At 67.0% G+C, this 24,960-nt stretch carries 21 protein-coding genes and 1 tRNA gene; 13 read left to right on the top strand and 9 right to left on the bottom strand.

Translation table 11 applies throughout. The features are described 5' to 3' along the window. The first annotated feature begins 312 nt into the window (after window positions 1-312). Entirely contained in the window at window positions 313-1,473 is a 1,161-nt protein-coding gene (locus ACWDTD_RS18090; RefSeq protein WP_449748515.1) for an IS481 family transposase, read from the top strand. A 64-nt stretch (window positions 1,474-1,537) separates the two neighbouring features. On the opposite strand, the gene ACWDTD_RS18085 is transcribed toward ACWDTD_RS18090, so the two are convergent. Then, window positions 1,538-1,623 (bottom strand) — tRNA-Ser (locus ACWDTD_RS18085). Window positions 1,624-1,701: 78 nt separating this feature from the next. On the opposite strand from ACWDTD_RS18085, the gene ACWDTD_RS18080 reads away from it, so the two are divergent. Next, window positions 1,702-2,673, top strand: coding sequence for an NAD(P)H-quinone oxidoreductase (locus ACWDTD_RS18080; protein ID WP_449748514.1), 972 nt, complete (start codon window positions 1,702-1,704; stop codon window positions 2,671-2,673). A gap of 26 nt (window positions 2,674-2,699) precedes the next feature. On the opposite strand, the gene ACWDTD_RS18075 is transcribed toward ACWDTD_RS18080, so the two are convergent. Together ACWDTD_RS18075 and ACWDTD_RS18070 are read right to left on the bottom strand one after the other, a co-directional pair. Next, the gene (locus ACWDTD_RS18075; RefSeq protein ID WP_449748513.1) at window positions 2,700-3,215 is read right to left on the bottom strand and encodes a MarR family winged helix-turn-helix transcriptional regulator; all 516 of its coding nucleotides are present in this window, start codon (window positions 3,213-3,215) and stop codon (window positions 2,700-2,702) included. Between the two features lie 81 nt (window positions 3,216-3,296). Further along, window positions 3,297-4,493: a cysteine desulfurase-like protein gene (locus tag ACWDTD_RS18070; RefSeq protein WP_449748512.1), complete on the bottom strand. Its 1,197-nt coding sequence runs from the start codon at window positions 4,491-4,493 to the stop codon at window positions 3,297-3,299. Window positions 4,494-4,589: 96 nt separating this feature from the next. Between ACWDTD_RS18070 and ACWDTD_RS18065 the strand changes: the two genes are divergently transcribed. The 5 genes from ACWDTD_RS18065 (at window position 4,590) to ACWDTD_RS18045 (ending at window position 8,867) form a co-directional block, all read left to right on the top strand. Further along, window positions 4,590-5,171 (top strand): bacterial proteasome activator family protein, encoded by a 582-nt coding sequence (locus ACWDTD_RS18065; RefSeq protein ID WP_449748511.1) that lies wholly within the window; start codon window positions 4,590-4,592, stop codon window positions 5,169-5,171. A gap of 30 nt (window positions 5,172-5,201) precedes the next feature. Continuing rightward, window positions 5,202-6,065 (top strand): galactan export ABC transporter permease subunit Wzm/RfbD, encoded by an 864-nt coding sequence (gene wzm / locus ACWDTD_RS18060; RefSeq protein WP_449748510.1) that lies wholly within the window; start codon window positions 5,202-5,204, stop codon window positions 6,063-6,065. 36 nt (window positions 6,066-6,101) lie between these two features. Further along, a complete protein-coding gene (gene wzt, locus ACWDTD_RS18055; RefSeq protein ID WP_449748509.1) occupies window positions 6,102-6,920 on the top strand; it encodes a galactan export ABC transporter ATP-binding subunit Wzt/RfbE in 819 nt (272 codons plus the stop codon). Then, the gene (gene glfT1 / locus ACWDTD_RS18050; RefSeq protein ID WP_449748508.1) at window positions 6,917-7,852 is read left to right on the top strand and encodes a galactofuranosyltransferase GlfT1; all 936 of its coding nucleotides are present in this window, start codon (window positions 6,917-6,919) and stop codon (window positions 7,850-7,852) included. Before wzt ends, glfT1 begins: the two co-directional genes overlap by 4 nt. 136 nt (window positions 7,853-7,988) lie before the next feature. Further along, the gene (locus tag ACWDTD_RS18045; RefSeq protein WP_449748507.1) at window positions 7,989-8,867 is read left to right on the top strand and encodes a TIGR03619 family F420-dependent LLM class oxidoreductase; all 879 of its coding nucleotides are present in this window, start codon (window positions 7,989-7,991) and stop codon (window positions 8,865-8,867) included. A 30-nt stretch (window positions 8,868-8,897) separates the two neighbouring features. Here the strand turns inward: ACWDTD_RS18045 and ACWDTD_RS18040 are convergent, their stop codons facing one another. From ACWDTD_RS18040 to ACWDTD_RS18015, 6 genes are all read right to left on the bottom strand, one after another. Continuing rightward, window positions 8,898-10,079 carry an arylsulfotransferase family protein gene (locus ACWDTD_RS18040; RefSeq protein WP_449748506.1) on the bottom strand — a complete coding sequence of 394 codons (1,182 nt, stop codon included), beginning with the start codon at window positions 10,077-10,079 and terminating at the stop codon, window positions 8,898-8,900. A 188-nt stretch (window positions 10,080-10,267) separates the two neighbouring features. Beyond that, window positions 10,268-11,773, bottom strand: a complete 1,506-nt coding sequence (locus ACWDTD_RS18035) for a glycosyltransferase family 39 protein (RefSeq protein ID WP_449748505.1) — start codon at window positions 11,771-11,773, stop codon at window positions 10,268-10,270. Next, window positions 11,760-13,664 (bottom strand): glycosyltransferase, encoded by a 1,905-nt coding sequence (locus tag ACWDTD_RS18030; RefSeq protein WP_449748504.1) that lies wholly within the window; start codon window positions 13,662-13,664, stop codon window positions 11,760-11,762. The genes ACWDTD_RS18035 and ACWDTD_RS18030 overlap by 14 nt, the downstream gene beginning before the upstream one ends. 219 nt (window positions 13,665-13,883) lie before the next feature. Continuing rightward, window positions 13,884-15,365 (bottom strand): phytoene desaturase family protein, encoded by a 1,482-nt coding sequence (locus tag ACWDTD_RS18025; RefSeq protein WP_449748503.1) that lies wholly within the window; start codon window positions 15,363-15,365, stop codon window positions 13,884-13,886. Window positions 15,366-15,369: 4 nt separating this feature from the next. Continuing rightward, window positions 15,370-15,867 (bottom strand): GtrA family protein, encoded by a 498-nt coding sequence (locus ACWDTD_RS18020; protein ID WP_449748502.1) that lies wholly within the window; start codon window positions 15,865-15,867, stop codon window positions 15,370-15,372. 58 nt (window positions 15,868-15,925) lie between these two features. Then, window positions 15,926-16,756 (bottom strand): aldo/keto reductase, encoded by an 831-nt coding sequence (locus ACWDTD_RS18015; RefSeq protein ID WP_449748501.1) that lies wholly within the window; start codon window positions 16,754-16,756, stop codon window positions 15,926-15,928. A gap of 143 nt (window positions 16,757-16,899) precedes the next feature. On the opposite strand from ACWDTD_RS18015, the gene ACWDTD_RS18010 reads away from it, so the two are divergent. The 6 genes from ACWDTD_RS18010 to ACWDTD_RS17985 all read left to right on the top strand — a co-directional run bounded on the left by ACWDTD_RS18010 (window position 16,900) and on the right by ACWDTD_RS17985 (window position 24,959). Next, a complete protein-coding gene (locus ACWDTD_RS18010; protein ID WP_449748500.1) occupies window positions 16,900-18,462 on the top strand; it encodes a phytoene desaturase family protein in 1,563 nt (520 codons plus the stop codon). A gap of 22 nt (window positions 18,463-18,484) precedes the next feature. Next, a complete protein-coding gene (locus ACWDTD_RS18005; protein ID WP_449748499.1) occupies window positions 18,485-19,909 on the top strand; it encodes an FAD-binding protein in 1,425 nt (474 codons plus the stop codon). Between the two features lie 44 nt (window positions 19,910-19,953). Next, window positions 19,954-20,715 (top strand): decaprenylphospho-beta-D-erythro-pentofuranosid-2-ulose 2-reductase, encoded by a 762-nt coding sequence (locus ACWDTD_RS18000; RefSeq protein ID WP_449748498.1) that lies wholly within the window; start codon window positions 19,954-19,956, stop codon window positions 20,713-20,715. A 125-nt stretch (window positions 20,716-20,840) separates the two neighbouring features. After that, window positions 20,841-21,269: a TetR-like C-terminal domain-containing protein gene (locus ACWDTD_RS17995; RefSeq protein ID WP_449748497.1), complete on the top strand. Its 429-nt coding sequence runs from the start codon at window positions 20,841-20,843 to the stop codon at window positions 21,267-21,269. Window positions 21,270-21,348: 79 nt separating this feature from the next. After that, window positions 21,349-22,944, top strand: a complete 1,596-nt coding sequence (locus tag ACWDTD_RS17990; protein ID WP_449748496.1) for a DUF222 domain-containing protein — start codon at window positions 21,349-21,351, stop codon at window positions 22,942-22,944. Window positions 22,945-22,964: 20 nt separating this feature from the next. Beyond that, entirely contained in the window at window positions 22,965-24,959 is a 1,995-nt protein-coding gene (locus ACWDTD_RS17985; protein WP_449748495.1) for a galactan 5-O-arabinofuranosyltransferase, read from the top strand. Window position 24,960 lies beyond the last annotated feature (1 nt).

The raw sequence follows: 24,960 nt of genomic DNA, 5'->3' as shown, positions 1-24,960 counted from the left end.
TTCGCAACATCCAGATTTCCGGAGACCAGGGGCGCCTTACGTCACCGACACGCCGGTCCGCTGACCAGGCATTGCCCGCTCAACCTTGAAGAGCCACCAAACACAACAGGAGCCCAGCCTGACGGCTGTGCTCCTGAGCTTCACCCCTGAACGACGGACACCAGTCCTTTCGTTCGCGCGGGGTTTGAACTACGCGTCTATGGCGGAAGCGGAAGTGTGTGAGTTCACGACATAGGTGACACATGAGTCGAGACATGAGTGACACCAGCGGCGACGGTTGATGAGTCGCGACATGGTTAACACTCCTGATGGATGTCGAAAGCGCGCGTCGTCGTCCTCGAAGTTGTCTCTGGCCGGTTGACAGTCACCGAGGCTGCCCGGACTTACCAGATCTCACGCCAACACATTTACCGCCTGCTCGCTCGCTACCGAGAAGATGGACTCGAGGCGGTCGACCCCCGCTCACGGCGACCACTGAGCAACCCCCGAGGCACCCCGGCAGAGGTCATCGACGCCATCGTGACGCTGCGCATGCAACTGACTCGCGACGGACTCGACGCCGGTCCGCTGACCCTGCAATGGCACCTACGCAATCAACACCTTCCGGTGCCCTCAACCTCTACCATCCGCCGCATCCTGCACGCCCACACACTGGTCACACCCCAACCCCGCAAGCGGCCGAAAAGCTCCTACCGGCGATTCGAAGCCTCCCAACCCAATGAATGCTGGCAATCTGACATGACCCACTGGCGATTGGACGCCGGCGCCGATGTCGAGATCCTGTCCTGGCTCGATGACCACTCCCGCTACCTACTCGGCTGCAGCGCCCACCGACGAGTCAGCGGCCCCGACGTCGTGTCTGGATTCCTGAGCACTGCCGAGCACCACGGCTTCCCGTCCTCCACACTCACCGACAACGGATCGATCTACACCTCACGATTCACCAAAGGACACAACGACTTCGAACGATTACTCGCCAGCCTCTGCATCATCCAGAAGAACGGACACCCCGGCCACCCGCAATCCCAAGGCAAAATCGAGCGATTCCACCGCACACTCAAACTCTGGCTCCACACCCAACCCGCGGCACCAACCATCACCGACCTGCAAACCCAGCTCGACAGCTTCGCCACGATCTTCAACACCCGACGACCCCATCGAGCGCTGCGCCACGTAACGACACCAACCATCGCCTACCACGCTCTACCCAAAGCGCACCCCGCAGCCGACCACCTCGACCACTTCCGTCTACGCCACGACACCGTCGATCAATTCGGCAAACTCACCCTGCGCCACGCCAGCCGACTACACCACCTCGGCATCGGCCGCCAACACGCCGCGACACCAGTCCTGATCCTTGTCACCACCACGGTCATCGTCGTAGCCCGCACCGATCACCGAATCATCGCCAGCCACCACATCGACCCCGACCGCAACTACTGGCCCAACCAACAGAAAAACCCCGGCCGATAGCCGGGGTAAATCTGTAACCGATGACGCGACTCAGGTGTCACAGATGTCGCGACTCATCACACTGCGGAAGCGGAGGGATTTGAACCCCCGGTGCTGTTTAGGCACGCTCGCTTTCAAGGCGAGTGCATTCGGCCGCTCTGCCACGCTTCCCTGCCGGACAAGGGTACGTCAGCGATTTCGGGTAAGACTGCGCGGGCATGATCGCCGACCCCGCCTACCATCGGCTGCATGCGTGCCATCACCGTCGACCCCGACACCTCGCACCTGAACCTGACCGAAGTCCCCGATCCACAGCCCGCTCCCGGCGAGGTGGTGATCGACGTGGTCGCCGCCGGAGTGAACCGCGCCGACCTGCTGCAGCGCCGCGGTCTCTACCCGCCCCCGCTGGGTGCGTCGGAGATCCTCGGGATGGAGGTGTCCGGCCGGATCAGCGAGGTCGGGCCGAATGTGATCGGCTGGCGGGTCGGCGACGAGGTCTGCGCACTGCTCGCGGGCGGCGGGTACGCCGAGCGCGTGGCGGTGGCCACACCGCTGCTGCTACCGATCCCACCGTCGGTGGACCTGGTGTCGGCAGCAGGATTACCCGAGGTGGCCTGCACCGTCGTCTCAAACCTGCTGCTGACTGCCGCGCTCCGCGAGGGTGAGCTGGTCCTCCTCCACGGCGGCTCCAGCGGCATCGGCACCCACGCAATCCAGCTCGCGCACGCGCTCGGAGCGCGGGTCGCGGTCACCGCGCGCACCCCGGAGAAGCTCGAACGCTGCGCCGAACTCGGCGCCGATATCCTCATCGACTACTCCAGCCAGGACTTCGTCGAGATCATCCGCGACGCGGGGGGTGCCGACGTCATCCTCGACATCGTCGGAGCGGCCTACCTCGCCCGGAACGTGGCGGCGCTCGCCACCGGCGGGCGGCTCGTCGTGATCGGCATGCAGGGCGGTGCGAAGGCCGAACTCTCGCTGGCCACACTGCTGAGCAAACGCGCCGCGGTCTTCGGCACCACCTTGCGCTCACGGCCCCTGGACGGGGCCGACGGCAAGGCAGCGATCGTCGCACGCACCCGCGCCCACACGTGGCCGAAGATCGCCGACGGCCTCATTCGGCCGGTCATCGACTCTGTTTTCGATCTCGCCGACGCCGAGTCCGCGCATGCCCGGCTCGACAGCGGAGAGGCGATCGGCAAGGTGCTGCTCACGGTGTGATGAGTGGAGACCGTTGCCGGCGCGCATCACCTTCGGCGGGCCTGCGACGCGGGATCGCATACGGCAGCGATCTTGGCGAACGCCGCACCGAGCGCGCGGTACTCCTCGGGAGTCAGGGAGTCCACCACGTAGGTCCGGACGAGCTCGTCACGCAGCTCGAGGTGCCGGTCCAGGTTCTGCCGTCCCGCCTCCGTCATCCGCACCAGGCGGTGCCGACCGTCGGTGTCCGACCGCACGCGCACCACGTCACCACTCTCGATGAGCCGGGCGATCTGTCGCGACAACGTGCTCACACCGATGTGGACCGCAGCCGCGAGTTCGCTGATCCCGAACTCGCGACGAGTGCCGAGCACCTCGAGCAGTCGTAGATCCGACACCGACAGACCGCGCGCGCTGAATCCGGCGGCCACCTGCGCCATCAGCGCCCAGCCGCCGTCGACGACCTCGAGCCAGACCGCCACCTCGTCGCCGGTCAGCCGCTCGGAGTTTCCCTGCCCTGCGCTCGTCCGGGCGGATGATTGCTCAGGGCGAATTTCCTCCACGATCTCCAACCTAATAGGCGATGCCGACAAGCGCCGATCCGATTGGATCGAACGACCGACAGTGATGCGGCCTTCGTCACGTTACCCGAGCGACCCCAACGTCCGGATGAGGTGATCGACCTCGTAGGGAGTCGAGTACGGGCCGAGTCCGATGGTCACCGCGCCACCGAAATCGTCGGCACCCATCCGCGCGAGCGCGCGGCACGGCACATCCGCGAGCGCGCAGATCCCGTTGTCTGCCAGCCGCCGCACCACCTTGTCCGCGGGCACCCCGTCGACGGTGAAGCTCACCAAGGGAACCCGGTTCTCCGGCGCCCCGATCACCGACACCTGGTTGAGCTGTTCCAACGAGGACACCAGGTAGAAGCCCAGCCGCTGCAGATACTCGTACACCGACTCCAACGCGGCGACCACCCGGCGCCGACGCTTTCCCACCGTCGACTCGTCAAGCCCGGCAAGGTGTTCCACGGAGGCAACGATGCCTGCCAGTAGTGCCCCCTGATGCGGTTCGGGCTCCAGCCGGCCCGGACCGGAGGCCCGGGGGTCCATCGACATCGGGACCAGCCGATCGATCCGCCGGGGATCACGAAAGACCATCGCACTCATCCGCGGCCCGCCCCACCGCTCGGCGGACACGATCAGCACGTCGGCACCGAGTTCACCGATGTCGAGTGGCATGTAGGGGGCCGCACTGGTCGCATCGACCACCACCAGCGCACCTACGGCGTGGGCGAGTTCGGCGATCGCCCCGACATCGGTGACGGCGCCGAGAACCGACGACGCGAGGCTCACCGCCACCACCGCGGTACGGTCGGTGACCAGTTCGCGGTACTGCCACACGGGCAACTCACCGGTCTCGACGTCGATCTCCGCCCAGTGCGCCCTCCCGCCGTAGCGGTCCACCACACGCAACCACGGCACGATGTTGGGTTCGTCGTCCTGCCGGCTTACCACCACGTCGCCGCCGAGCCACGTATTGGGGGCGATCGACTCGGCCAGGGTCCACACCAGCGCCGACCGCGAGCTCCCGAGCACCACCCCCGCGGGTTGCGCGCCGAGGAGGTCGGCGATCGCCCGGCGGGCACCCGACACGGCCTCGCCGCTGCGCCGCGCGTCGGGGTAGACACCCCCCGGCGCCGACACGAGCTGCCGGAACCCGGTGGACACCGCGGTGGACACCGAATCGGGGATGAGCATGCCGGCCTGCGGATCGAGGTGGATCCAGCCGTCGCCCAGCGTGGGGAACAGCCCCCGCACCGCGGCCACGTCCAGAGTCATGTGGCCCACAGTAGACGTGCGCAATCGGCACGCCGCACGGTTCCCGACAGCGGGGTTCCCGAGACCCCGCGCACGCTGTTGGGCACAATGGGGCCCATGGCCATCGACGGGATCTCCCCAGCAGCGTTCGGCAGCCCCGACCCGTACCCGGCGGGCGGTTCCGCCGCCGACTCCGAACCGATCGTGATCGTCGGCGGCGGCGACCACACGGACGGTACCAGCGGGAACGACGGCAACGACGGTGGCGACGGGCAGAGCGTCGCCGACATGGTGGAACAGCCGGCCAAGGTGATGCGGATCGGCACCATGATCAAGCAGCTCCTCGAGGAGGTACGCGCGGCACCACTCGACGAGGCGTCGCGCAACCGGTTGCGCGACATCCACCAGACGTCCATCCGGGAACTCGAGGACGGCCTGGCCCCCGAACTCCGCGAGGAACTCGAACGTCTCGCACTGCCGTTCTCCGACGACGCCACCCCGTCGGATGCCGAGCTGCGGATCGCGCAGGCACAGCTGGTCGGCTGGCTCGAGGGCCTGTTCCACGGCATCCAGACCGCACTGTTCGCGCAGCAGATGGCGGCGCGCGCCCAACTCGAACAGATGCGGCAGGGCGCTCTGCCACCGGGCATCGTGGGTCCCGGCGGCGGCCCCGGGCACAGCACGGGTCAGTACCTGTAGGGACGGTCGCCGCTTGTATGCTGAGTCCCCGTGTCAGCGGTAGTGAACGAAACAGCGATCCCGCCGCGCCCGGAGAGCTCGGATTCGCGGACGCTGCGTCGGGCCTTCGACGACCTGAACACCGGTCTGCGCACATCCCAGTTGTGGCTGCACCTGGGCTGGCAGGACATCAAACAGCGCTACCGCCGGTCGCTGCTGGGACCGCTGTGGATCACCATCGCCACCGGCGTCACGGCCGTCGCGATGGGCCTGCTCTACGGCGAGCTGTTCAACATGGACATCGCGACCTTCCTGCCGTACGTGACGCTGGGCTTCATCTTCTGGAACTTCATCCAGAACTCGATCCTCGAGGGCGCCGAGGTGTTCTCCAAGAACGAGGGCCTCATCAAACAGCTGCCCGCACCGATCAGCGTGCACGTCTACCGCATGGTGTGGCGGCAGCTGATCATCTTCGCGCACAACATCGTGATCTACATCGTGGTGCTGATCGTGTTCCCGCAGCCGCTGAACTGGACCGTGGTGCTCGTGGTTCCGGCGATCATCCTCTACGTCCTCAACGGCGTGTGGGTGTGCTTGGTGTTCGGCATTCTTTCCACCCGCTTCCGCGACATCGGGCAGCTGTTGACCACCGCGGTGCAGCTGGTGTTCTTCATGACCCCGATCATCTGGACCACCGAGAGCCTCAGCAGCACCACCCACCAGGAGTCGTCGCGACTGAAACTGGTGGAGCTCAACCCCATGTATCACTACCTCGACATCGCGCGCGGCCCGCTGCTCGGACAGTCCGTCGCGTTCTACCACTGGGCGATCGTGCTGGGCTGCACCGCCGTCGGATGGCTGTTCGCGCTCGTGGTGATGCGTAACTACCGGGCCCGCGTGGCCTACTGGGTATAGCCGGGCGGACGAGCGGCTACCGGAGAGAAGGCAGAAGTGGCAACCAAGAGTTCGGTTCGCGTGGACACCTGGGACGCGTGCGTGGACTTCCCCATCTTCGACGCCAAGACCCGGTCGCTGAAGAAGTCGGTGATCGGCGCGGCGGGCGGCGTGATCGGCGCCAACGCGTCGAACGTGGTGGTGGTCGAAGCCCTGAAGAACATCAACCTGCACCTCGAACACGGGGATCGGGTGGGGCTCGTCGGCCACAACGGCGCCGGCAAATCGACGTTGCTGCGGCTGCTGTCGGGCATCTACGAACCCACCCGCGGCGTGTGTCAGGTGACCGGGCGGGTGGCACCGGTCTTCGACCTCGGCGTCGGCATGGACCCGGAGATCTCCGGGTACGAGAACATCATCATCCGCGGCATGTTCCTGGGGCTGACCCGCAAGGAAATGCTCACCAAGATCGACGAGATCGCCGAGTTCTCCGAGCTCGGCGACTATCTGCAGATGCCGCTGCGCACGTACTCGACGGGCATGCGGGTGCGGCTCGCGCTGGGCGTGGTGACCAGCATCGACCCGGAGATCCTCATTCTCGACGAGGGCATCGGAGCCGTCGACGCCGAGTTCATGAAGAAGGCCCGCACCCGGCTCGAAGCCCTGGTGGAGCGGTCGGGCATCCTCGTGTTCGCCAGCCACTCCAACGAGTTCCTCGCCCAGCTGTGCGACCGCGCCCTGTGGATCGACCACGGCGAGATCAAGATGGACGGCGGCATCGAAGAGGTGGTGGGCGCCTACGAGGGGCCCGACGCCGCCGAGCACGTGCGGGACGTGCTCGCCAAGCTCGACGATCCCGACGCGAAGTCGGCATGACCGCAGCACCGGGCGGGGCGTCGCACGATCGTGTGATCGCCGTGGTGGTGACCCACCGGCGCGCCGAACTCCTCGCCGCGTCGCTCGCGGTGGTGGCCGGGCAGACCCGGCCGGTGGATCATCTCGTGGTGGTGGACAACGCCGACGAAAAAGCCGTGGCGGATCTCGTTGCCGCACAACGCATTCCCACCACCTACCTCGGTTCGCAGCGCAATCTCGGCGGGGCCGGCGGGTTTGCGCTCGGCATGCTGCACGCGCTCGCGCTCGGCGCCGACTGGGTGTGGTGCGCCGACGACGACGGCCGCCCGGAAGGGCCCGACGTGCTCGCCTCCCTGCTCGACTGCGCCGCCCGGCACGGACTCGACGAGGTGTCGCCGGTGGTGGCCAACATCGACGACCCCGATGTGCTGGCGTTTCCGCTGCGCCGCGGACTGGTGTGGCGACGCAAACGCTCGGAACTCTTCGTCGACACGGGCACACCGTCGGATGACGACGACCTGCTGCCGGGTATCGCATCGCTGTTCAACGGGGCACTGTTCTCGGCGCGGGCACTCGAGGAGATCGGGGTTCCCGACCTCCGGCTGTTCTTCCGGGGCGACGAGGTGGAGATGCACCGCAGGCTGGTGCGGTCGGGGCTGCGGTTCGGCACCTGCCTCACCACCGCGTACCTGCACCCGTACGGCTCCGACGAATTCCGGCCGATCCTCGGTGGCCGCATGCACACCCAGTACCCCGACAATCCCACCAAACGCTTCTTCACCTACCGCAACCGTGGGTACCTGATGAATCAGCCGGGCCTGCGACGGTTGCTGCCGCAGGAGTACGCCCGGTTCGGGTGGTACTTCCTGGTGCAGCAGCACGACGTGGACGGCTTCCGCGAGTGGCTGCGGCTGCAGCGGCTCGGACGCCGCGAACACTTCATCCGGCCCTGACCTCGGGCCGGCTCCGGTCGGGTAAACGCGCCTCCAATCGGTAAACGCGGGTGGTGTACCACCCGCGTCTACCAGCTCGTGCCGCGTTTGACCGGACTCCCGCGCCAAGACTAGAACGTGTTCTAGTCTTGGGTGCATGAGGTTCACGTTCGCCGAGGCGATGACCGATCCGGGCTACTACGCGCCGCTGGCGCAAGCCGCGGAGAAGGCCGGGTTTCATGGGTTCACCATTCCCGACTCGCTGGCCTACCCGGAAGAATCCGACGCCACCTACCCCTACACACCCGACGGCAACCGCGAGTTCCTCGACGGCAAGGCGTTCATCGAGACGTTCATCGCCGCGGCGGCACTCGGCGCGGTGACCGAGACGATCCGCTTCACCCCGTTCGTCCTGAAACTCCCGGTGCGGCCACCGGCGCTGGTGGCCAAGCAGGCGTCGTCGGTGGCCTTCCTGACCGGCAACCGGCTGGCACTCGGCGTGGGCACCAGTCCGTGGCCGGAGGACTACGAATTCATGGGTGTCGACTTCCGGCGGCGCGGCAAACGGATGGACGAATGCATGGACATCGTCCGCGGCCTGACCAGCGGTGAGTACTTCGAGTTCCACGGCGAGTTCTACGACATCCCGCGCATCAAGATGACTCCCGCACCGACGCAACCGATCCCACTGCTCGTGGGCGGACACGCCGACGCCGCGCTACGCCGTGCGGTGATCCGCGGGGACGGCTGGATGCACGGCGGCGGACCACCCGAAGAACTCGACGCACTGCTGGAGAAGATCACCGACATCCGCAAGGCGGAGGGAAAACTCAACGACCCCTTCGAGATCCACGTGATCTCACTCGACGCCTACACGGTGGACGGGTGCAAACGCCTGGCCGACAAGGGCATCACCGATGTGATCGTCGGTTTCCGGATGCCCTATGTCACCGGCCCCGACACCGAGCCCCTGCAGAAGAAGATCGACCACCTCAACTGGTACGCCGACAACATCATCGCGAAGGTCAATCGCTGAGTCTGCCGCGCGTGGGTCTTGTGGGCCCAACTAGAACGGCCACTGGTCGAGGTACGCCCGGTAGGTGCCGTGCGGGACGCTCGCGTCGTAGATCATCTGCCCGTTCGGCCCGAACTCGGAGATGTGTCCACTCGTCCCCCAGCTTCCGAACACGTAGCCGTCGCCGACGGCCTGCGCGTTGCCCGTCGCGAACACAGATAGTCCACCCGGGTGGAACTGCGCACGCACCAGCGTGGCCACATGCCGCACCGGATCGACGCGGATCCACTTGATGGACGACTGGCCGCGGGGGATCGCACCGTCGACATTGTTGTCGAACACCCGCACGGTATGGGCGTCGGCGAACTCCGCGTCGTGCTGACCGAAGATGTCGGCGCCCGGTCCCATCCGCAACGACGTCTGCTTGCCGCCGAGCCGCCAGTTGACCGAGCCCGTGTGGCCGTCGACGTCGTAGACCGCGTTGACGTTGCGCATCGAGATCAGCAGGTCGCCGTCGGGGCCCAACGCGATGGAATTCATGTGGTATGGGTCGTAGGAGGCAGCACCCCCGACTCGTGGTCTCATCGACGAATCCGTGAGCGGCACATGAGCTTTGGCGGACCATTGCATCAACACCCGCCCGGTGGCCACATCGACCACGCTGGCGATCGAGTCCATCATCGTGCCGTTCACGGGGCCACCCACGGATGAGAGATCCGCGTTGATCTGCCGGTAGGCGGTGATCAGTGCCCGCCCGTCGGGAGTGAGCCGGAACTCGTGCGCATCCGATTGCAGCCCGTTGCCGGCGGTGAGGGTCTTGATGACGCGGAAGTGATCGTCGGCGATGACATCGCTCCCGGTCCCGTGACCATCGATGCCACTTCCCTGCCACCAGGTGAGCACCTTGTGTCCCTGATACATCTGGGTGCGGAAGTTCGCGACGCCCTGGCCCGCCGGTGCCGCCTGGTGAGCAAGCACGTGGCCGGATTTGTCGGCGATCACCAGGCCCTGATCGGCGCCCTCACCCAGACCCGGAATGGGAAGCGGGATGGCCACATTCGCGCCGGAAGTGTAGAAGATGGCACCGCCGGGCCCACCGGGAAGATTCGTGTGGACGGTGAACCCGTTCGTTACCGGCGGCAGCGACGGAATAGGCGGCACCGCCGATGCGGGCGCAGCAGCGAGCAGTATCGCCGATGCCGCGCAGGCCGCTGCGATGACCGACCTCTGCATTCGTTTCGTGACGGACCACGGCACACTTCGGCGCATTCTCGTTCTCCTACGTCGGACCGGCCGCGGCACAGTCTGGATGGATCGTCCTCATCACAGCCGCTGCGCCCGGCGATCACAACGCGCGGGGCCCGATTCTCACCGCTCTCTCACGTCACGCGTGCGGGACGCGGTTCCGCGCCACCGACGATTCAGCGCCGCATCTCGACGACCTGAGAGTTGTTGAACGGCATCGTGGACACGATGTGCAGCCCCGACTCGCGCAGGGCCGCATACAGCGGAGTGGACGTGAATCGGTACGGGGCGAAATGCCAATGCTCCATCCCGCCCGGATAGGCGTCGAATCCGCGATCGCGATCGCGGTCCGTGAGCACCCAGACGACCGCACAGGATGCCGCGAAGTCCCGATAGGCCGTGACGGGTTTGTCGCCGTCCCACAGCACACCGGCCCGCACCGGGTCTCGTGACGGTCCGATATCACGCAGTCCTGCGAAGTCATCAGGCTTGGCGCGCAACACGACTCGCTGCGACACCGGGCTCCACGACGGCGGTCGCGCGAACGCCACACAATCCCCGGGTTGGGCGTGCGCGGCAATGTAGTCGGCGACCGCCGAGTAGTCGGTGCCGCCCATCCTGCCGTACGGCCCGCGCCCTTCCAGATACGACGGCACCGCCGACGCCGCCAACACGCCGACACCGAGTGCCACGAACCACGTCGTGCCGCGCGTCACCTGGATCAGCGCCCACGCCACCACCAGGGCGAGACCGGGGAGCGTGAAGATCAGGTAGCGCGGCACGTACACCGGCGACACCAGCCACGACCAGCCGAGCACCACGATCGTCGGCACCACGACCCACAGGACACCGACGATCGCCGGACCCCACCCGCCGCGTGCCCCGGCGAGGAGTGCGACGAGCACGCCCAGCACCGACACGATCGTGACCGCAGACAACGACACCCACGATCCGACGAAGAACTCGAAACGCACATAGTGACGCAGCGTCATCCACGACATCTCCGGAATCCACGCGATCTGTCCTCGCTGCCCCAACGCCCATCGCGCGAAAGGCAGCACGATCAGCCCCACCGCGACGGCGGCGACGACGAAACCCCGGGAGAGGGCGCGGCGGTACAGCAGGATCACCAGATGTACCGCCAGCAGGGTGATACCCAGGAAGAACCAGAACACCAGCAGGGTCGAGACCACCGCGTACGCGGCCCACCACCAACGGCCCCGGTCGACGGCGATGAACAGCATCAGTGTCGCCGCCACGGCCAGGCACAGGGTGCCCGCATACGATCGCGCCTCGGCACCGGCCCACAACGTGCGCGGCAGGCACAACAGCACCAACCCGGCCACCACCCCGAAGCGGTTGTCCCACAACCGCTCTCCGAGTGGCACCATCAGTCCGGCGGCCACACCCACGGCGAGCGACGACGGGAACCGGAGCGCGAACTCCGAGTAGCCGAACGCCGACGACCACGCGTGCATCACGACGTAGTACAGCGCGTGCACCGCATCGGTGTGGGCCACCAGGTGGCCGAGTTCGGCGAACGGCCGGTTGGTCGCCGAGACCGTCGCCGCCTCGTCGTACCAGAAGGACGGACGCCAACTCGCCCAGACCGAAACGGCGAATCCCAGCAGCCCGACCGCAATCGCGGTCAGAATGCTGCGGGATCGCTCAGTCGTCGGCAAACAGTCTCGTCCAGTTCTCGCGGCTGGTGAGATCGGGCATCGCGTCACGCCACTGTGCGGCGACATCGTCTCCGCGGCGGCGCAATTCGAGACACGATCCGATCAGCTCGCGGGCGAGGCGCATCGCGGTGTCCTTGTCGCGCTTGCGAACCCGGACGCCCTGTTGCGACGCATCGGTGACGATGGCCGACGAGAACAGCCCCACATGCCACCACCGCGCGTCGTCGGCGGTGATCGACACCGGCGCGGATCGCAGGCGGCCGAGGAATTGGGCGAGGGCGCGTTTGACGAGCACCTGGGTGAGCTTGTCCTCGTCCGGTTTTGCGCCGCGACGGGTGATGCGTGTGTCCGAACTCGACTCGGCGAATACCTCGGCGGCATCGCGCAGCACGGTATCCGGGTAGGCAGAACGCAATTGCGCGAGTTCGGCGAGCTTGGCCTGCCCGCCGTCGGCAAGCACCGCCGGGCCGGTGAGGTAATCGCGCACCGCCAGCAACAAGGTGGCGGCCAGGCCGTAACGCATCGAGACGATGTGTTCGCCGATCTCGGTGGCCACCACATTTGCCATCGCCCGCGGGTCGAAGGGACCGTGGATCGCGGCGACGATCAGTGCGTTGCGCCAACTGAAGTAGCGTGACCAGTCGTCGTAGTCCTTGAGATGGAAGTCGGCGTGCCACACACCCGCGTTGGGCAGGGTGACCGTCGGAAATCCCTTGTGTCGGGCGCGAATCCCGAATTCGATGTCGTCCCACTGGAAGAACAGTGGCAGCGACATCCCCGCCTCATAGACCGCCTCGACCGGCAGCAGGCACGACCACCAGCCGTTCCATCCGGCGTCGGTGCGCGCGTCCTGCTGATTCTGCAGGGCGTCGAGCCCGTTCTTGCCGTAGGCACCGGGTTCACCGGCCTTCAGCTTTCCCAGCAACTCCCACTCGCCGGTCATGTGCACCCGGTAGGTCTCCGACGCGAGCAGCATCTGCGAACCCACCAGGGTGGGCCGCAACGTGTTGTTCGCGAAGGCCGACAGACGCAGCACCGACTCCGGTTCACAGAGGATGTCGTCGTCCATCACGACGATGTCGACGCTGCGGTCGCCGGTCTTGGTCACCTCGTGGATGCCGCGGTTGAAGCCGCCCGCACCACCGAGATTGGGCTGGGTGATGTAGTGCAAACGGTCGCCCAGGATATCGGCGACGGCGGCGAACCCGGGGTCGTCGGACACCCGCCGCGTGCCCTGATCGATCAGCCACACCGAGTCGACGAGCTTGAGCGCCTCGTCGTCGGAGGCCAACGTCCGCAGGGTGGCGACGGCGTCGGCGGGACGATTGTGCGTGCACATCACCACCGCGACCGGACGCCGCCGGACGCTGCGGTCCACCGTCCAGGTGACGTCGCAGACGCGTGCCGCGCCACCGATCGCGGTCAGTTCGAACCACAGTGCGCCGCCGTCGACGAATCGGCGCACGTCGAGGTCTGCCGACGCATGCCCGCTGCCCCGCAACTCGACGACCTCGACGGGTCGCGGGCGGCCGCTGATGTCGGAGGCACGGATGTCCACCCGCAGCACGGTGTCGGGGGCGCAGTCGTGGTCGAATTCGAGCCGCACCGAGCGCACCGGGGTGTGGCATTGCCACTGGGCTGCGGCGAACCGTCCGAAATAGGTGTTGGTGCTCAGGGTGGCGCCCGGGTCGAGCGCTGCCTCGGTACGGGTCAGCCGCACGCGCGCGAGGTCGGCGTCCACGTACATCCCGGTTTCCACGCGGGAGTGCGGGCAGTTGAACAGCGTCCGCTGGACGAGGACACGCGAATCCGCCGCACCCGAATCGCTGCCATGGCCTTCGGCGGCGGACCCGGCCGGTGACGGTCCTACCTGCTGTGTGGCTGTGGTCATGGCGATCCCAGTCGTCTCGAATACATTGCGTCCCGTCGGGTCCTGCGAGGTCCCTGACCGATACCTGGCAGCGCCAGCCTAACCCACCCCGTTTCCGGCACGGCGCACCCTGGCCCGCCGACACCCTCGCGCGTAGGCCGTTTGACCGATTGGCACCGACTGCCGGTATTGCGGCGTGCGGCAACGCGATTCGGGCCGAGTCCGGTTCTCGGGTGCGGGTTACCCGAGGCCGGCCAGTGCGGCACCGGCGGCGTGGAACCCGCACATGCCGTGCACTCCCCCGCCCGGCGGAGTGGCCGACGAACACAGATACACCCCGGGCACACCCGTTGCGTAAGGCGTCGGCGACAGCCGCGGCCGCGCGACGAGGTGCCCGAGCCCGTTGCGACCTCCTCCGATGTCGCCGCCGAGATAATTGGGATTGGCCCGTTCGAGCGAAATCGGTCCGGTGGCGTGCACCGCGACCACGCGGTCACGGAAACCGGGGGCGAAACGCTCGATCTGCGCGGTCACATGGTCGGTGGCGTCACCGCTGTACCCCTGCGGCACGTGTGCGTACGCCCACAGCGGTTTTCGAGTGCCTACGGCGCGCGACGGGTCGGCCACCCACTGCTGCCCCACCAGTGTGAACGGCCGAGCCGGCAGCCTGCCGGCCACCACCGCGGCTTCGGCCGCGGCGATCATCTCGACCGGACCGCCCAGGTGAACCGTGGCCGCATCGGCGCAGCCCGGCGCGGTCCACCCCACCTCGCCGTCGATGACGTAGTCGACCTTGAAGGCGGCCGGTCCGCGTCGCCAGCGCCGATAGGCGCGCGAGATGCGCCGTGGCATCCGGTCACCGAGCAGGCGTACCGCGGTCTCGGGCATCACGTCGAGGATCACCACGTCGGCGTCGATCTCCGCGAACCGGGTGACGTGGTGGCCGGTGACCACCTCCCCGCCGAGTTCGGCGAGATGACCGGCCAGTGCGTGCGCGATCGCCGCCGATCCGCCCTCGGCAACCGGCCAGCCACCGTGATGTCCGGCCGCGGCGAGCACCACCCCCGCGGCCGCCGACCCGGGCCGATCGAGCCGCGTGAATCCGTGCGCCGCGATCCCGGCGAACAGGGCACCCGCGCGTGGCCCCAGATAGCGCGCGACCGCCGTGGCCGGCAGCAGCGCCCGCAACCCGAACCGCGCCATCAGCGCGGGGTGGCGCGGCAGCGCGATCATCGGCGACAACACGTCGGTGGCCAGATCGGGGAACCGTGCGCTCGCCGCGCCGACCAGGGTGCGCCACCGCTGTCCCGCCACATCCAACCCCACCGCATCCAACTCGGCCGCATCCAACCCCACCGCATCCAACCCCGCCGCATCCAACTCGGCCACGGTGCGCTCGAGGTCGCGGCGCAGCAGCACGGCGCTGCCGTCGTCGAGCGGGTGCGCGCAGTCGACCGGCGCCCACCGCCAGCGCAGGCCGTGGCGCGCCAACGGCAACGTCGACAAGAACGGTGAGGCGAACCCCAGCGGGTGGAAGGCCGAGCAGTGATCGTGGATCAGGCCTGAGTCGGCACCGTCTGGCATGTCGATCTCACCCGAGCGGGTACCGCCACCGATCTCGTCGGCCGCCTCCACCACCGTGACCTCGAGCCCCGCCTGCGCGAGCCGGACCGCAGCACACAGACCATTGGGTCCGCTGCCCACCACCACGGCGCGCGGCACCGCGTCAGCGGATCTTGAAGATGATGGCGTGCTGGACGACGAAATTGATGACCGTTGCCAGGCCCTGCGCGATGACGTAGGCCAGCAGACTCCACAGCAGCATCTCCGGCCACACATGTGAGAGCCAGGTGTAGACACCCACGTTCACGAAGAAGGTGGTCAAGTAGAGCACGACGACGGCGACGAAGCGGGACACGCTCGGCGATGCGCGGAACGTCCAGCGCCGGTTGAAGAAGTAGGCGGTGGCCGTGCCGCAGATGAAACCTACCGCCTTGGCGAATTCCGGGGGCAGTCCCAGCGCGTACTGCAGGATCGCGGTGAGACCGAAATCGAGCACACCCGAGCCCACACCGGTGACGATGAAGCGGAAGATCTGCGTTCCCAGCGGGACATCGGTCGAGGCCTCCGCGTCGTCGAGGGGCAACTCCACCGGCATCGGGGCGTGGCGGGTCGCGAAATCCTCGTGCCGGGGCTCGTGGCCGTCTGGTGTCGGGTCGTGCACCCTGTCACCGTAGACGACCCGTCGGCCCGGTCACCTCGTTGCCGCCCACTCGGGTCGGTCAGAACTCTTCCTCGACGTCGGAGTCGCGGGCCGCCCGCTCACCACGATCGAGCGCGGCGAGCGCGGCGAGGTCATCCTCGTCGAGTTCGAAATCGAACAGGTCGGCATTCTCGAGTTGCCGACCATGATGCGACGACTTGGGCACCACGCCGATCCCGTGCTGCACCGCCCACCGCAGCGCGATCTGGGTGGGCGACTTGCCGTACTTGCGGGCGATCCGGATGATCTGCCCGTCGCCGAGCAGACCCTCCTTGCGGCCGGTGGGGTGCCACGCCTGTGCATGGATGCCCCGCTCGGCCATGAACTCGCGCAGCTCGGTGCGCGCGAGCGCCGGCGAACACTGGATCTGGTTGAGCTGCGGCCACACCCCGGTCTCGTCGTAGAGCATCTGCAGGTGATGTGCCTTGAAGTTGGAGACGCCGGGCACGGTGACGAAACCCTCCTCGGCGAGGGTGAGCAACGCCCGCCACGAATCCACAGTGCGCCCCAGGCTCGGGCACGGCCAGTGGATCAGATAGACGTCGATGTGCTTGACGCCGAGCCTGCGTGCGCTCTCCTTGGCCGCGTTGATGGCGTCGTCGTATCCCTGGTCGCCGCCGCCGAGTTTGGTCTGCACCACCACCTGGTCGCGGTCGACGTCGGAATCCCGCAAACCCATGCCGACGCTCAACTCGTTGCTGTATCGACTGGCGGTGTCGAGCAGCCGATACCCCGACGTCAGCGCACGGGACACAGCGTTGACGCAGGGCAGGCCGAGCATGTCGTAGGTGCCGAGGCCGACAAGCGGCAACGCGAATCCCGAGGAGAGGTCGACCGAGGGGATATCCACCCGATGAGGGTATCGCGCGGCGACCGCCGAAACCGGTCACCCGACTCACCGATCCCCCGGTCGGCGGACACCGGAGACCATGCGACCGGCTACCGGGTCTCACTCCTCTGTGGGGAAGCGGGTCCGCGGTGTTTAGTGGGGGTATGTCGAGTGAGAAGTACGACGACATCATCATCGGCGCCGGCCACAACGGTCTGACCGCGGCGGCATACCTGGCCCGTGCCGGGCGCAAGGTGCTGGTCCTCGAACGCGCCGACCATGTGGGCGGCGCGACGGTGTCGGCGACACCGTTCCCCGGTGTTCCGGCGAGGTTGTCGCGATATTCCTACCTCGTGTCGCTGATGCCGCAGCAACTCATGGCCGATCTCGACCTCGACATCCGACTCGTACGTCGGCGCTACTCGTCGTACACGCCGCTGCCCATCGACCCCACGCGCGGGATTCTGGTGGACACCCACGACGACGACGCCACCGCCGCGTCGTTTCGCGACGTCACCGGCTCCGACACCGCGTTCACGTCATGGCAGTGGTTCTACGACCGGATGGGCACCATCGCGCAGCGCGTGTTCCCCACCCTCACCGAGCCGCTGCGCTCGGCCGACGAGATGCACGACCTGGTCAGCGGGCTGAACTCACCGCGTGGACTGGATTCGTCGGAGGCAGGCATCTGGGAGTCGCTGACCGAACGTCCGCTGGGCGAACTGATCGAGCGCTACTTCGACGACGACGTGGTGCGCGGCATCGTCGCCACCGACGGCCTGATCGGCACCTTCGCCGACCTGCACGACGCCTCGCTGCGCCAGAACATCTGCTTTCTGTATCACCTGATCGGCGGCGGCACCGGCGACTGGGACGTACCCGTGGGTGGGATGGGCGCGGTGGCGGGGGCGCTGTATCAGGCGGCGGTCGCCGCGGGCGCCGACATCCGCACCGGTGTGCATGTCACAGGGGTCGATCCGGGCGACGGCTCCGTCGACTTCGATCGCACTTCGGCGCGCGCGGAGATGCTGTACGCCGCCTGTGCTCCCGACACGCTCAACCGGTTACTCGACGTCCCCATCGACACCGAACCCGATCCGACCGGTGCGCAACTGAAGATCAACCTGCTGCTCGACCGTCTCCCGGCACTACGTGACAGCAGAGTCTCCCCAGACGCCGCGTTCGCCGGCACCTTTCACATCAACGAGTCCTACTCGCAGTTACGCACCGCGTGGCAGCAGGCGCGCGACGAGCATGTGCCGTCGCTGCCGCCGTGCGAGATCTATTGCCACACGTTGTCCGACCGCTCGATCCTCGGTCCCGAACTCGACGGCATGCACACGCTGACACTCTTCGGCCTGCACATGCCGCCCGCGCTGTTCACCTCGCCGGGGGCGACCACCGCGGCCGTCGAGGCCACCCTCGAATCGCTCAATTCCGTTCTCGCCGAGCCGATCCAGTCGGTCGTCGCCACCGACGCGCACGGTAACCGGTGCTTGGAGGCCAAGACGCCCCTCGATCTGGCGGACTCACCCGGACTGCCCGGCGGGAACATCTTCCACCGGTCGCTGCAGTGGCCGTGGGCGCCGACGGCATCGGAGGTGGGGACGTGGGGCGTCGAGACGCGTCATCCGCGTCTGATGCTCGCCGGTGCCGGCGCACGCCGTGGTGGCGGAGTGAGTGGTATTCCTGGCCACAATGCCGCCGCGGCAGTTCTGGGCCGGTGAACGCGCGGTAATGTCGAAACCGATGACTACAGATGATCTGCCTCTGGAAACACGGACCCTGGAGGGGTGGTCGCGCACCACACCCACGGTGGGCAAGGTGCTCTCCACACCCGATGTGGAACTCATCGCCAAAGCGGTCGCCGAGGTTGCCGATCGCGAATCCGACAAACCCGATTACCTCAAGCGTGGCGTGATCGCCCGCGGTCTCGGCCGGTCCTACAACGAGTCCGCACAGAACAGCGGCGGGCTGACCATCGACATGACACCGCTGTCGAAGATCCATTCCCTCGACGAGGAGACCGACATCGTCGACGTCGACGCGGGCCTGTCGATCGACGACCTGATGAAGTTCGTGGTGCCGCGCGGTTTCTGGGTGCCCGTGATGCCCGGTACCCGGCAGGTCACCATCGGCGGGGCCATTGCGCATGACATCCACGGCAAGAACCATCACGCGACCGGGGCATTCGGCGACCACATCACCGAAATGCAACTCCTCGTCGCCGACGGTCGGGTACTGACCATCACACCGGAGGGCTCGGCCGACGACCCGGACGGTTCGCTGTTCTGGTGCACCGTCGCCGGCATCGGCCTCACCGGCATCATCCTGCGGGTCAAGATCGCCCTCAAGCGCACCGAGACCGCCTACTTCCTGGCCGACACCTTCACCACGAAGAATCTCGACGAAACCATCGACCTGCACCTCGGCCAGCGTTACGAGGACGGATTCGAGTACGCGTCGGGCTGGTTCGACACGATCAGCGGCGGCTCGAAACTCGGTCGCGGCTCGTTCAGCCGGGGCAATCTGGCCAAGTTCGACGAATTGCCGGACAAGCTGAAGAAGGACCCGCTGCGCTTCGACGTCAAGCCGCTGGTGGTGTTGCCCAACGTGTTCCCGCGGGGGCTCGACAACAAGCTCGACTTCTCGCTGATCGGCGAGCTCTACTACAAGATGGGTTCCAACAAACGCGGTGTGATCGAGAGTCTTCCGCAGTTCTATCACCCGCTCGACCTCATCGGTAACTGGAACAACGCGTATGGCCGAGGTGGCGGTTTCACCCAGTACCAGTTCATCGTGCCGACCGGTAATGAGCCCGAGTTCAAACAGATCATCACCGACATCCAGGCGTCGGGTCACATCAGCTTCCTCAACGTGATCAAGCTGTTCGGCGACGGAAATCCGCGTGCGCCACTGTCTTTCCCGTTCGAGGGATGGAACGTGTGCCTCGACTTCCCGTTGCGCAAGGGACTCGCGGAGTTCCTCAACGAGATGGACAAGCGGGTGATGGCGATCGGCGGTCGGCTCTACACGGCCAAGGATTCCCGGACGTCGGCAGAGAATTTCCACGCGATGTACCCGCAGATCGACAATTTCATCGCCAAGCGTCGGGAGATCGATCCGGACAATGTGTTCGTCTCCGACATGGCTCGCCGCCTGCAACTCCTCTGACCGTCCGGTCACTTCATCCTCGACACTCTGGAGATCTTCTCGTCATGTTCAATTCCGTCGGTGCCCCGCAGTCCATCCTGATTCTGGGCGGTAGCTCCGAGATCGGACTCGCCATCGCGTCCGCCTTCCTCGACCGCGGCCCGGCGAAGGTGATCCTCGCCGTGGTTCCCGGTGATCCCACAGCCGACGCGGCGGTGGCGCTCATGAAGGACGCGGGCGCGACGTCGGTGGAACTGATCGACTTCGACGCGCTCAAGCCCGAGACGCATCCCGAGCTGATCGACAAGGCTTTCGCCGGCGGTGATGTGGATCTGGCGATCGTCGCGGCCGGGGTGCAGTTCGACGACGAGCAGGTGTGGCAGGACCAAACCAAGGCCGTCACCGAGGTCACCATCAACTACACCGCCGCGGTCAGCGTGGGCGTGCTGCTGGGGCAGAAGATGCGCGCGCAGGGACACGGCCAGATCGTGGCGATGAGTTCGGTGGCCGGCGAGCGTGTGCGTCGCAGCAACTTCCTCTACGGCTCCACCAAGGCCGGCCTCGACGGCTTCTACCTCGGGCTCGGCGAGGCACTCGCGCCGTCGGGCGTGCACGTGCTGGTGGTGCGGCCCGGCCAGGTGCGCACCCGGTTGTCGGCGAACGTCAAGGAAGCGCCGCTCACGGTCAACAAGGAGGACGTCGCCAAGGCCGTCGCCGCGGCCGTCGACGCCCACAAGGAGATCATCTGGGTGCCGGGGCCGTTCCGGTTCATCATGACGGTGCTGCGCCACATTCCCCGGAAGATTTTCCGCAAGCTACCTGTGTAGCTCGTCGAGCGTGCCCAGGACCCCGTCGAGCGTGCCCAGATCCCCGTCGAGCGTGCCCAGATCCCCGTCGAGCGTGCCCACATCCCGGTCGAGCGTGCCCGTCAGGCCGCGCCGGATGCGTCGGTGTGGTCGTTTCGTTGTCGCGCATAGTCGTCGACATACGCCTGCCCGGTTGCGGCGGCGATTCTCGACATCAGCTCGTCGGTGACGGCTCTGATAGCCAATCCGACGGCGATCTGGGTGAAGTAACAAACGCCTACGTCGCATTCGCTCGTCGTCGACCTGCAATGTTCACTCTCATTTTCCGCCACGACCTCCTCGAAGGGTCGGGCGAAGAGCTGCGAAACGTATCCCGGCCGCTGTTCGAGTGGCTGGTTTCACTGGTGGAACCCTCGAGCGCCGATGCCGGCGACGCCAGGGCACGCGCCGCCACTCTATGGGCGAGCGTCCACGGCATCGCGATGCTCTCGTCGACGGGCGCGTTGGAGCTTGCGGCCACGGGTATTCCCGCCAGCGAGCTTGTCGACCGGGTCGTGCGCAACAGCCTGCGCTGAAGCCTTCCGCCAGGCCCAACCGGCCGGCCCCCGGCCTTCCGCGAACAGATTTGTCGGTGACCGAATGTATGTTCTAATCATGACCCCGACCGAGTCCGCAGTCGATGCCCGCCAGGCACTGCTCGCGCAACTGGCCGAGGACGAGGACCTCGAACCCGACGAGTTGGTGGAGGTGCTCTTCCACTCCCAGGCGAGCAAGGCCTCTGCCGACTACCGTATTCTGCAGGCGGCTGTCCTCATCTACGAACTGCGCGAGTACGACTACCTGGCCCGGGTGGAGGCACTGCTGGGGTCCCGCCAGATCGCCGCGCCCGAAGGGTGCACCGATCCTGCCGAACTCGCCCGACTGTTCGTCCGGCCGGACGTCGACCCGGCGGCAAGTTGTGGGCCCGACGGTCTGACCGCGGCCATCAGCGAGGTCGGCGCCACGCTCACGATGACGCCGGCGCAGGCCAAGCGCACGATCGAACTCGGTGGCTCCCTGCGCTACCGACTGCCGCTGACCGGACAGGCGCTGGCCGTGGGCCGCATCGACCTGGCCCGCTTCGCCGACATCGTTGCCCGCACCGAGCTCGTCGACGACGCTCACATCAAGGAACTCGACGCCGTCCTCGCCGATCTGATCTTCTCTCGCGAGCCCATGTCGACGACGCGGCTGCGGACGATGGTCGAGGCGACCGTCGAACGCATCGACCCCGATGCCACGCGGCGACGGCGCGAAACCGCTGAAAAGCGGCGTTACATCGCCATCCGGCCACATCGCGATCAGCCCGGACACTCGTCGATCGACGGACAACTGCCCGCAACACAGGCAGCGGTACTCGACGCACGGCTCAACGAGATGGTGGGCGGAGTTCACTCCACCGATCCGCGCACGCACGCGCAGCGCCGCGCCGATTCGCTCGTCGCCCTCGCGCGCGGCCACCAGCATCTCCCGTGCGAATGTGCGGAGTGCGCCAACCCTGCATCCCGCCCCGCCGACCCGGCGTCCCCGACAATCCACGACGCCTCCCCCGTACCCGATTGCGGCGCGGAGCACGGTCCCCGCCCCACCTTCCACATCGTCGTGAATCTGTCGACCGTGCTCGGCCACGACGACGATCCGGCATTCCTTGACGGACACGGCCTCATCGACGCCGACACGGCCCGCAGGCTGCTGACCGAAGCGCGTCGCAACTACGTCCACCCCGACCACGAGAACAGTGCCCGCGCCTCGTTCCGCTATCCCATCCCCCGGAAGCTGAAGGCGCTGGTGCAGGCCGGTGAACTGTGTTGCACCTTTCCCGGCTGCACCAACAAGGTCCGCACCGCTGATCTCGATCACACCGACCCGTTCAACCACACCGATCCCACCAAGGGCGGCCGAACCGAACGCCGCAACCTGAAACCGCTTTGCCGTCGACATCACCGCTATAAAACTTTCGCGGTCGGCTGGCGCGATCACCAGACTCCGTTGGGCACCGTCATCTTCGAGAGCCCCACCGGCCACATGTTCGTCGGCAACGCGTACACGGGACGGGATCTCTTCCGATCACTCGCCGAGCGCGACCAACCGCCCGACCACCGCGTCGCCGCCCGGCTCACCACGTCAGGCCGCGACGCCGTCGAGAAGGCCCGCGCCGCCACTGCGGCCCGCCGATCCGAACTCGGTCTCGAGGGTCCACCACCGTTCTGACGGCTGCTAAGAATAGTGGCGTGACGTCAACGCAGACCCCGGCCGTCGGAGACAACGACGCGTCCGAGGCGCCCACGCGGGGCGCCCGCGCTTCCCGCGTCGCCGACCTCGTCGAGATCGTCGTGGCCGCACTCGTCGGCGCCGTGGTGGCCTTCGTCGGGCTCAAGGTGATCGACTCGGTGCAGTGGCCCGCGTTCAACTCCTCGAATGTGACCCGGGCACTCACCACGACGGGCCAGGTGATCGCCATCGCGATCCTGGTGGTCGCGGCGCTGCTCTACCGGTACGGACGAGGCCGTGCGGTCACCACGTTGCTGTCGACGGTCGGGATCGCGGGCCTGGTGACGGTGACCATCGGAATGCCGCTGGGGGCGACGCGGCTCTACCTGTTCGGCCTGTCGGTGGATCAGCAGTTCCGCACCGAGTATCTGACGCGGATGACCAGCAGCCCGCACCTGGCCGACATGACCTACCTGCACCTGCCGCCCTACTATCCGGCCGGCTGGTTCTGGGCGGGCGGGAGGTACGCGTCGCTGCTCGGTATGCCCGGCTGGGAGGCGTTCAAGCCGTGGGCGATCATCTCGATGTCGGCGGCCGCCGCGGTGGGAGTGGTGCTGTGGAACCGGATGGTCGGCGCCGATCGCGGCGTTGCCACGGCGCTGGCGGTGACCACCGTGACCCTGATGTACGCCGCACCCGAACCGTACGCCGCGGTGCTCGTGATGCTCGGCGTGCCGATGCTGATTCCGATGCTCTACGCCCTGCGTGGCCGGTCGCGGCACGCCGACGGTCCCACGGGTTCGTTGCGCGCGGCGACGAGTTGGCCCGCGGTGGCGGCGGCGGGACTGTTCCTCGGGCTCAGCGCCACCTTCTACACCCTTTACACCGGCTTGTTCGCCGGAGTCGCCGTGCTGATGGCGCTCGCGCTCATCGTGCAGGGATGGGTGCTGGCGGGGAACAAGGCGGTGGCCGGCGGCACGGTGGCGGCGAGGCGACGAGCCGTGACCGTCGCGGTGCTCGTCAGGCTCGTGGTGATGGGGGTGATCGCCGGACTGATCGCACTCACCGTGTGGACGCCCTACCTGCTGGCCCGGTTGCGCAACGAACCGGCGAGCGGCGGAACCGCCGAGCACTACCTTCCCGAACGCGGTTCGATCCTGCCGCTGCCCATGTTCCATCTGTCGCTCGTCGGCGCGATCACCATGATCGGGCTGATCTGGATCGTGTTGCGGTTCCGGGAACGCACCATCGCCGCGGCACTCGGCATCGCCACCGTCGGTGTGTATCTGGTGTGCCTGTTGTCGATGCTGCTGACCGCGGCCGGCACCACACTCCTGTCGTTTCGCCTCGACCCGATCCTGGTGGGGGTGCTCTCGGCGGCAGGCGTGTTCGGGGTGGTCGAGCTGGCGCACTGGGCGGTCGGCAGATTCGGCGACGTCCGCATCGCGATCGGGGTCATCGCCACCGCCGCGGCGGTGATGCTGGCCCAAGGCATTCCGGGGTATCTCTCCAACGAGATCACCACCGCCTACACCGATACCGACGGCTACGGGCACCGCGCCGACGAACGTCCACCGGGAGCCGAATCGTACTTCCCGGAGCTGCATCGCCTGATCGCCGGGCAGACCGGCCGCCCGGCGACTGAGAACGTGGTGCTCACCGCCGACTACGGCTTCCTCTCGATCTACCCCTACTGGGGATTCCAGGGACTCACCTCGCACTACGCGAATCCGTTGGCGGAGTTCGACAAACGGGCGGCAGCCATCGAGAAGTGGTCGAAGTCGTCGACTCCCGCCGAACTGATCGACCACCTCGACACCGCACCGTGGACGCCGCCCAACGTCTTCCTGTTCCGCTACTCCGCCGACGGATACGCGCTGCGCCTGGCGCAAGACGTGTACCCCAACGATCCGAATGTCAAGCGCTACACCGTTACATTCGATCCAGCCCTGTTCGCCGACCCCCGATTCCAGGTGACGGAAGTGGGTCCGTTCGTTCTCGTCGTACGAAAGTAGC

This window comes from Gordonia sp. NPDC003425 (genome assembly GCF_053588635.1).
The sequence above is the reverse complement of the archived record's forward strand: the minus strand, read 5'-3'. Positions and strand labels throughout refer to the sequence as shown.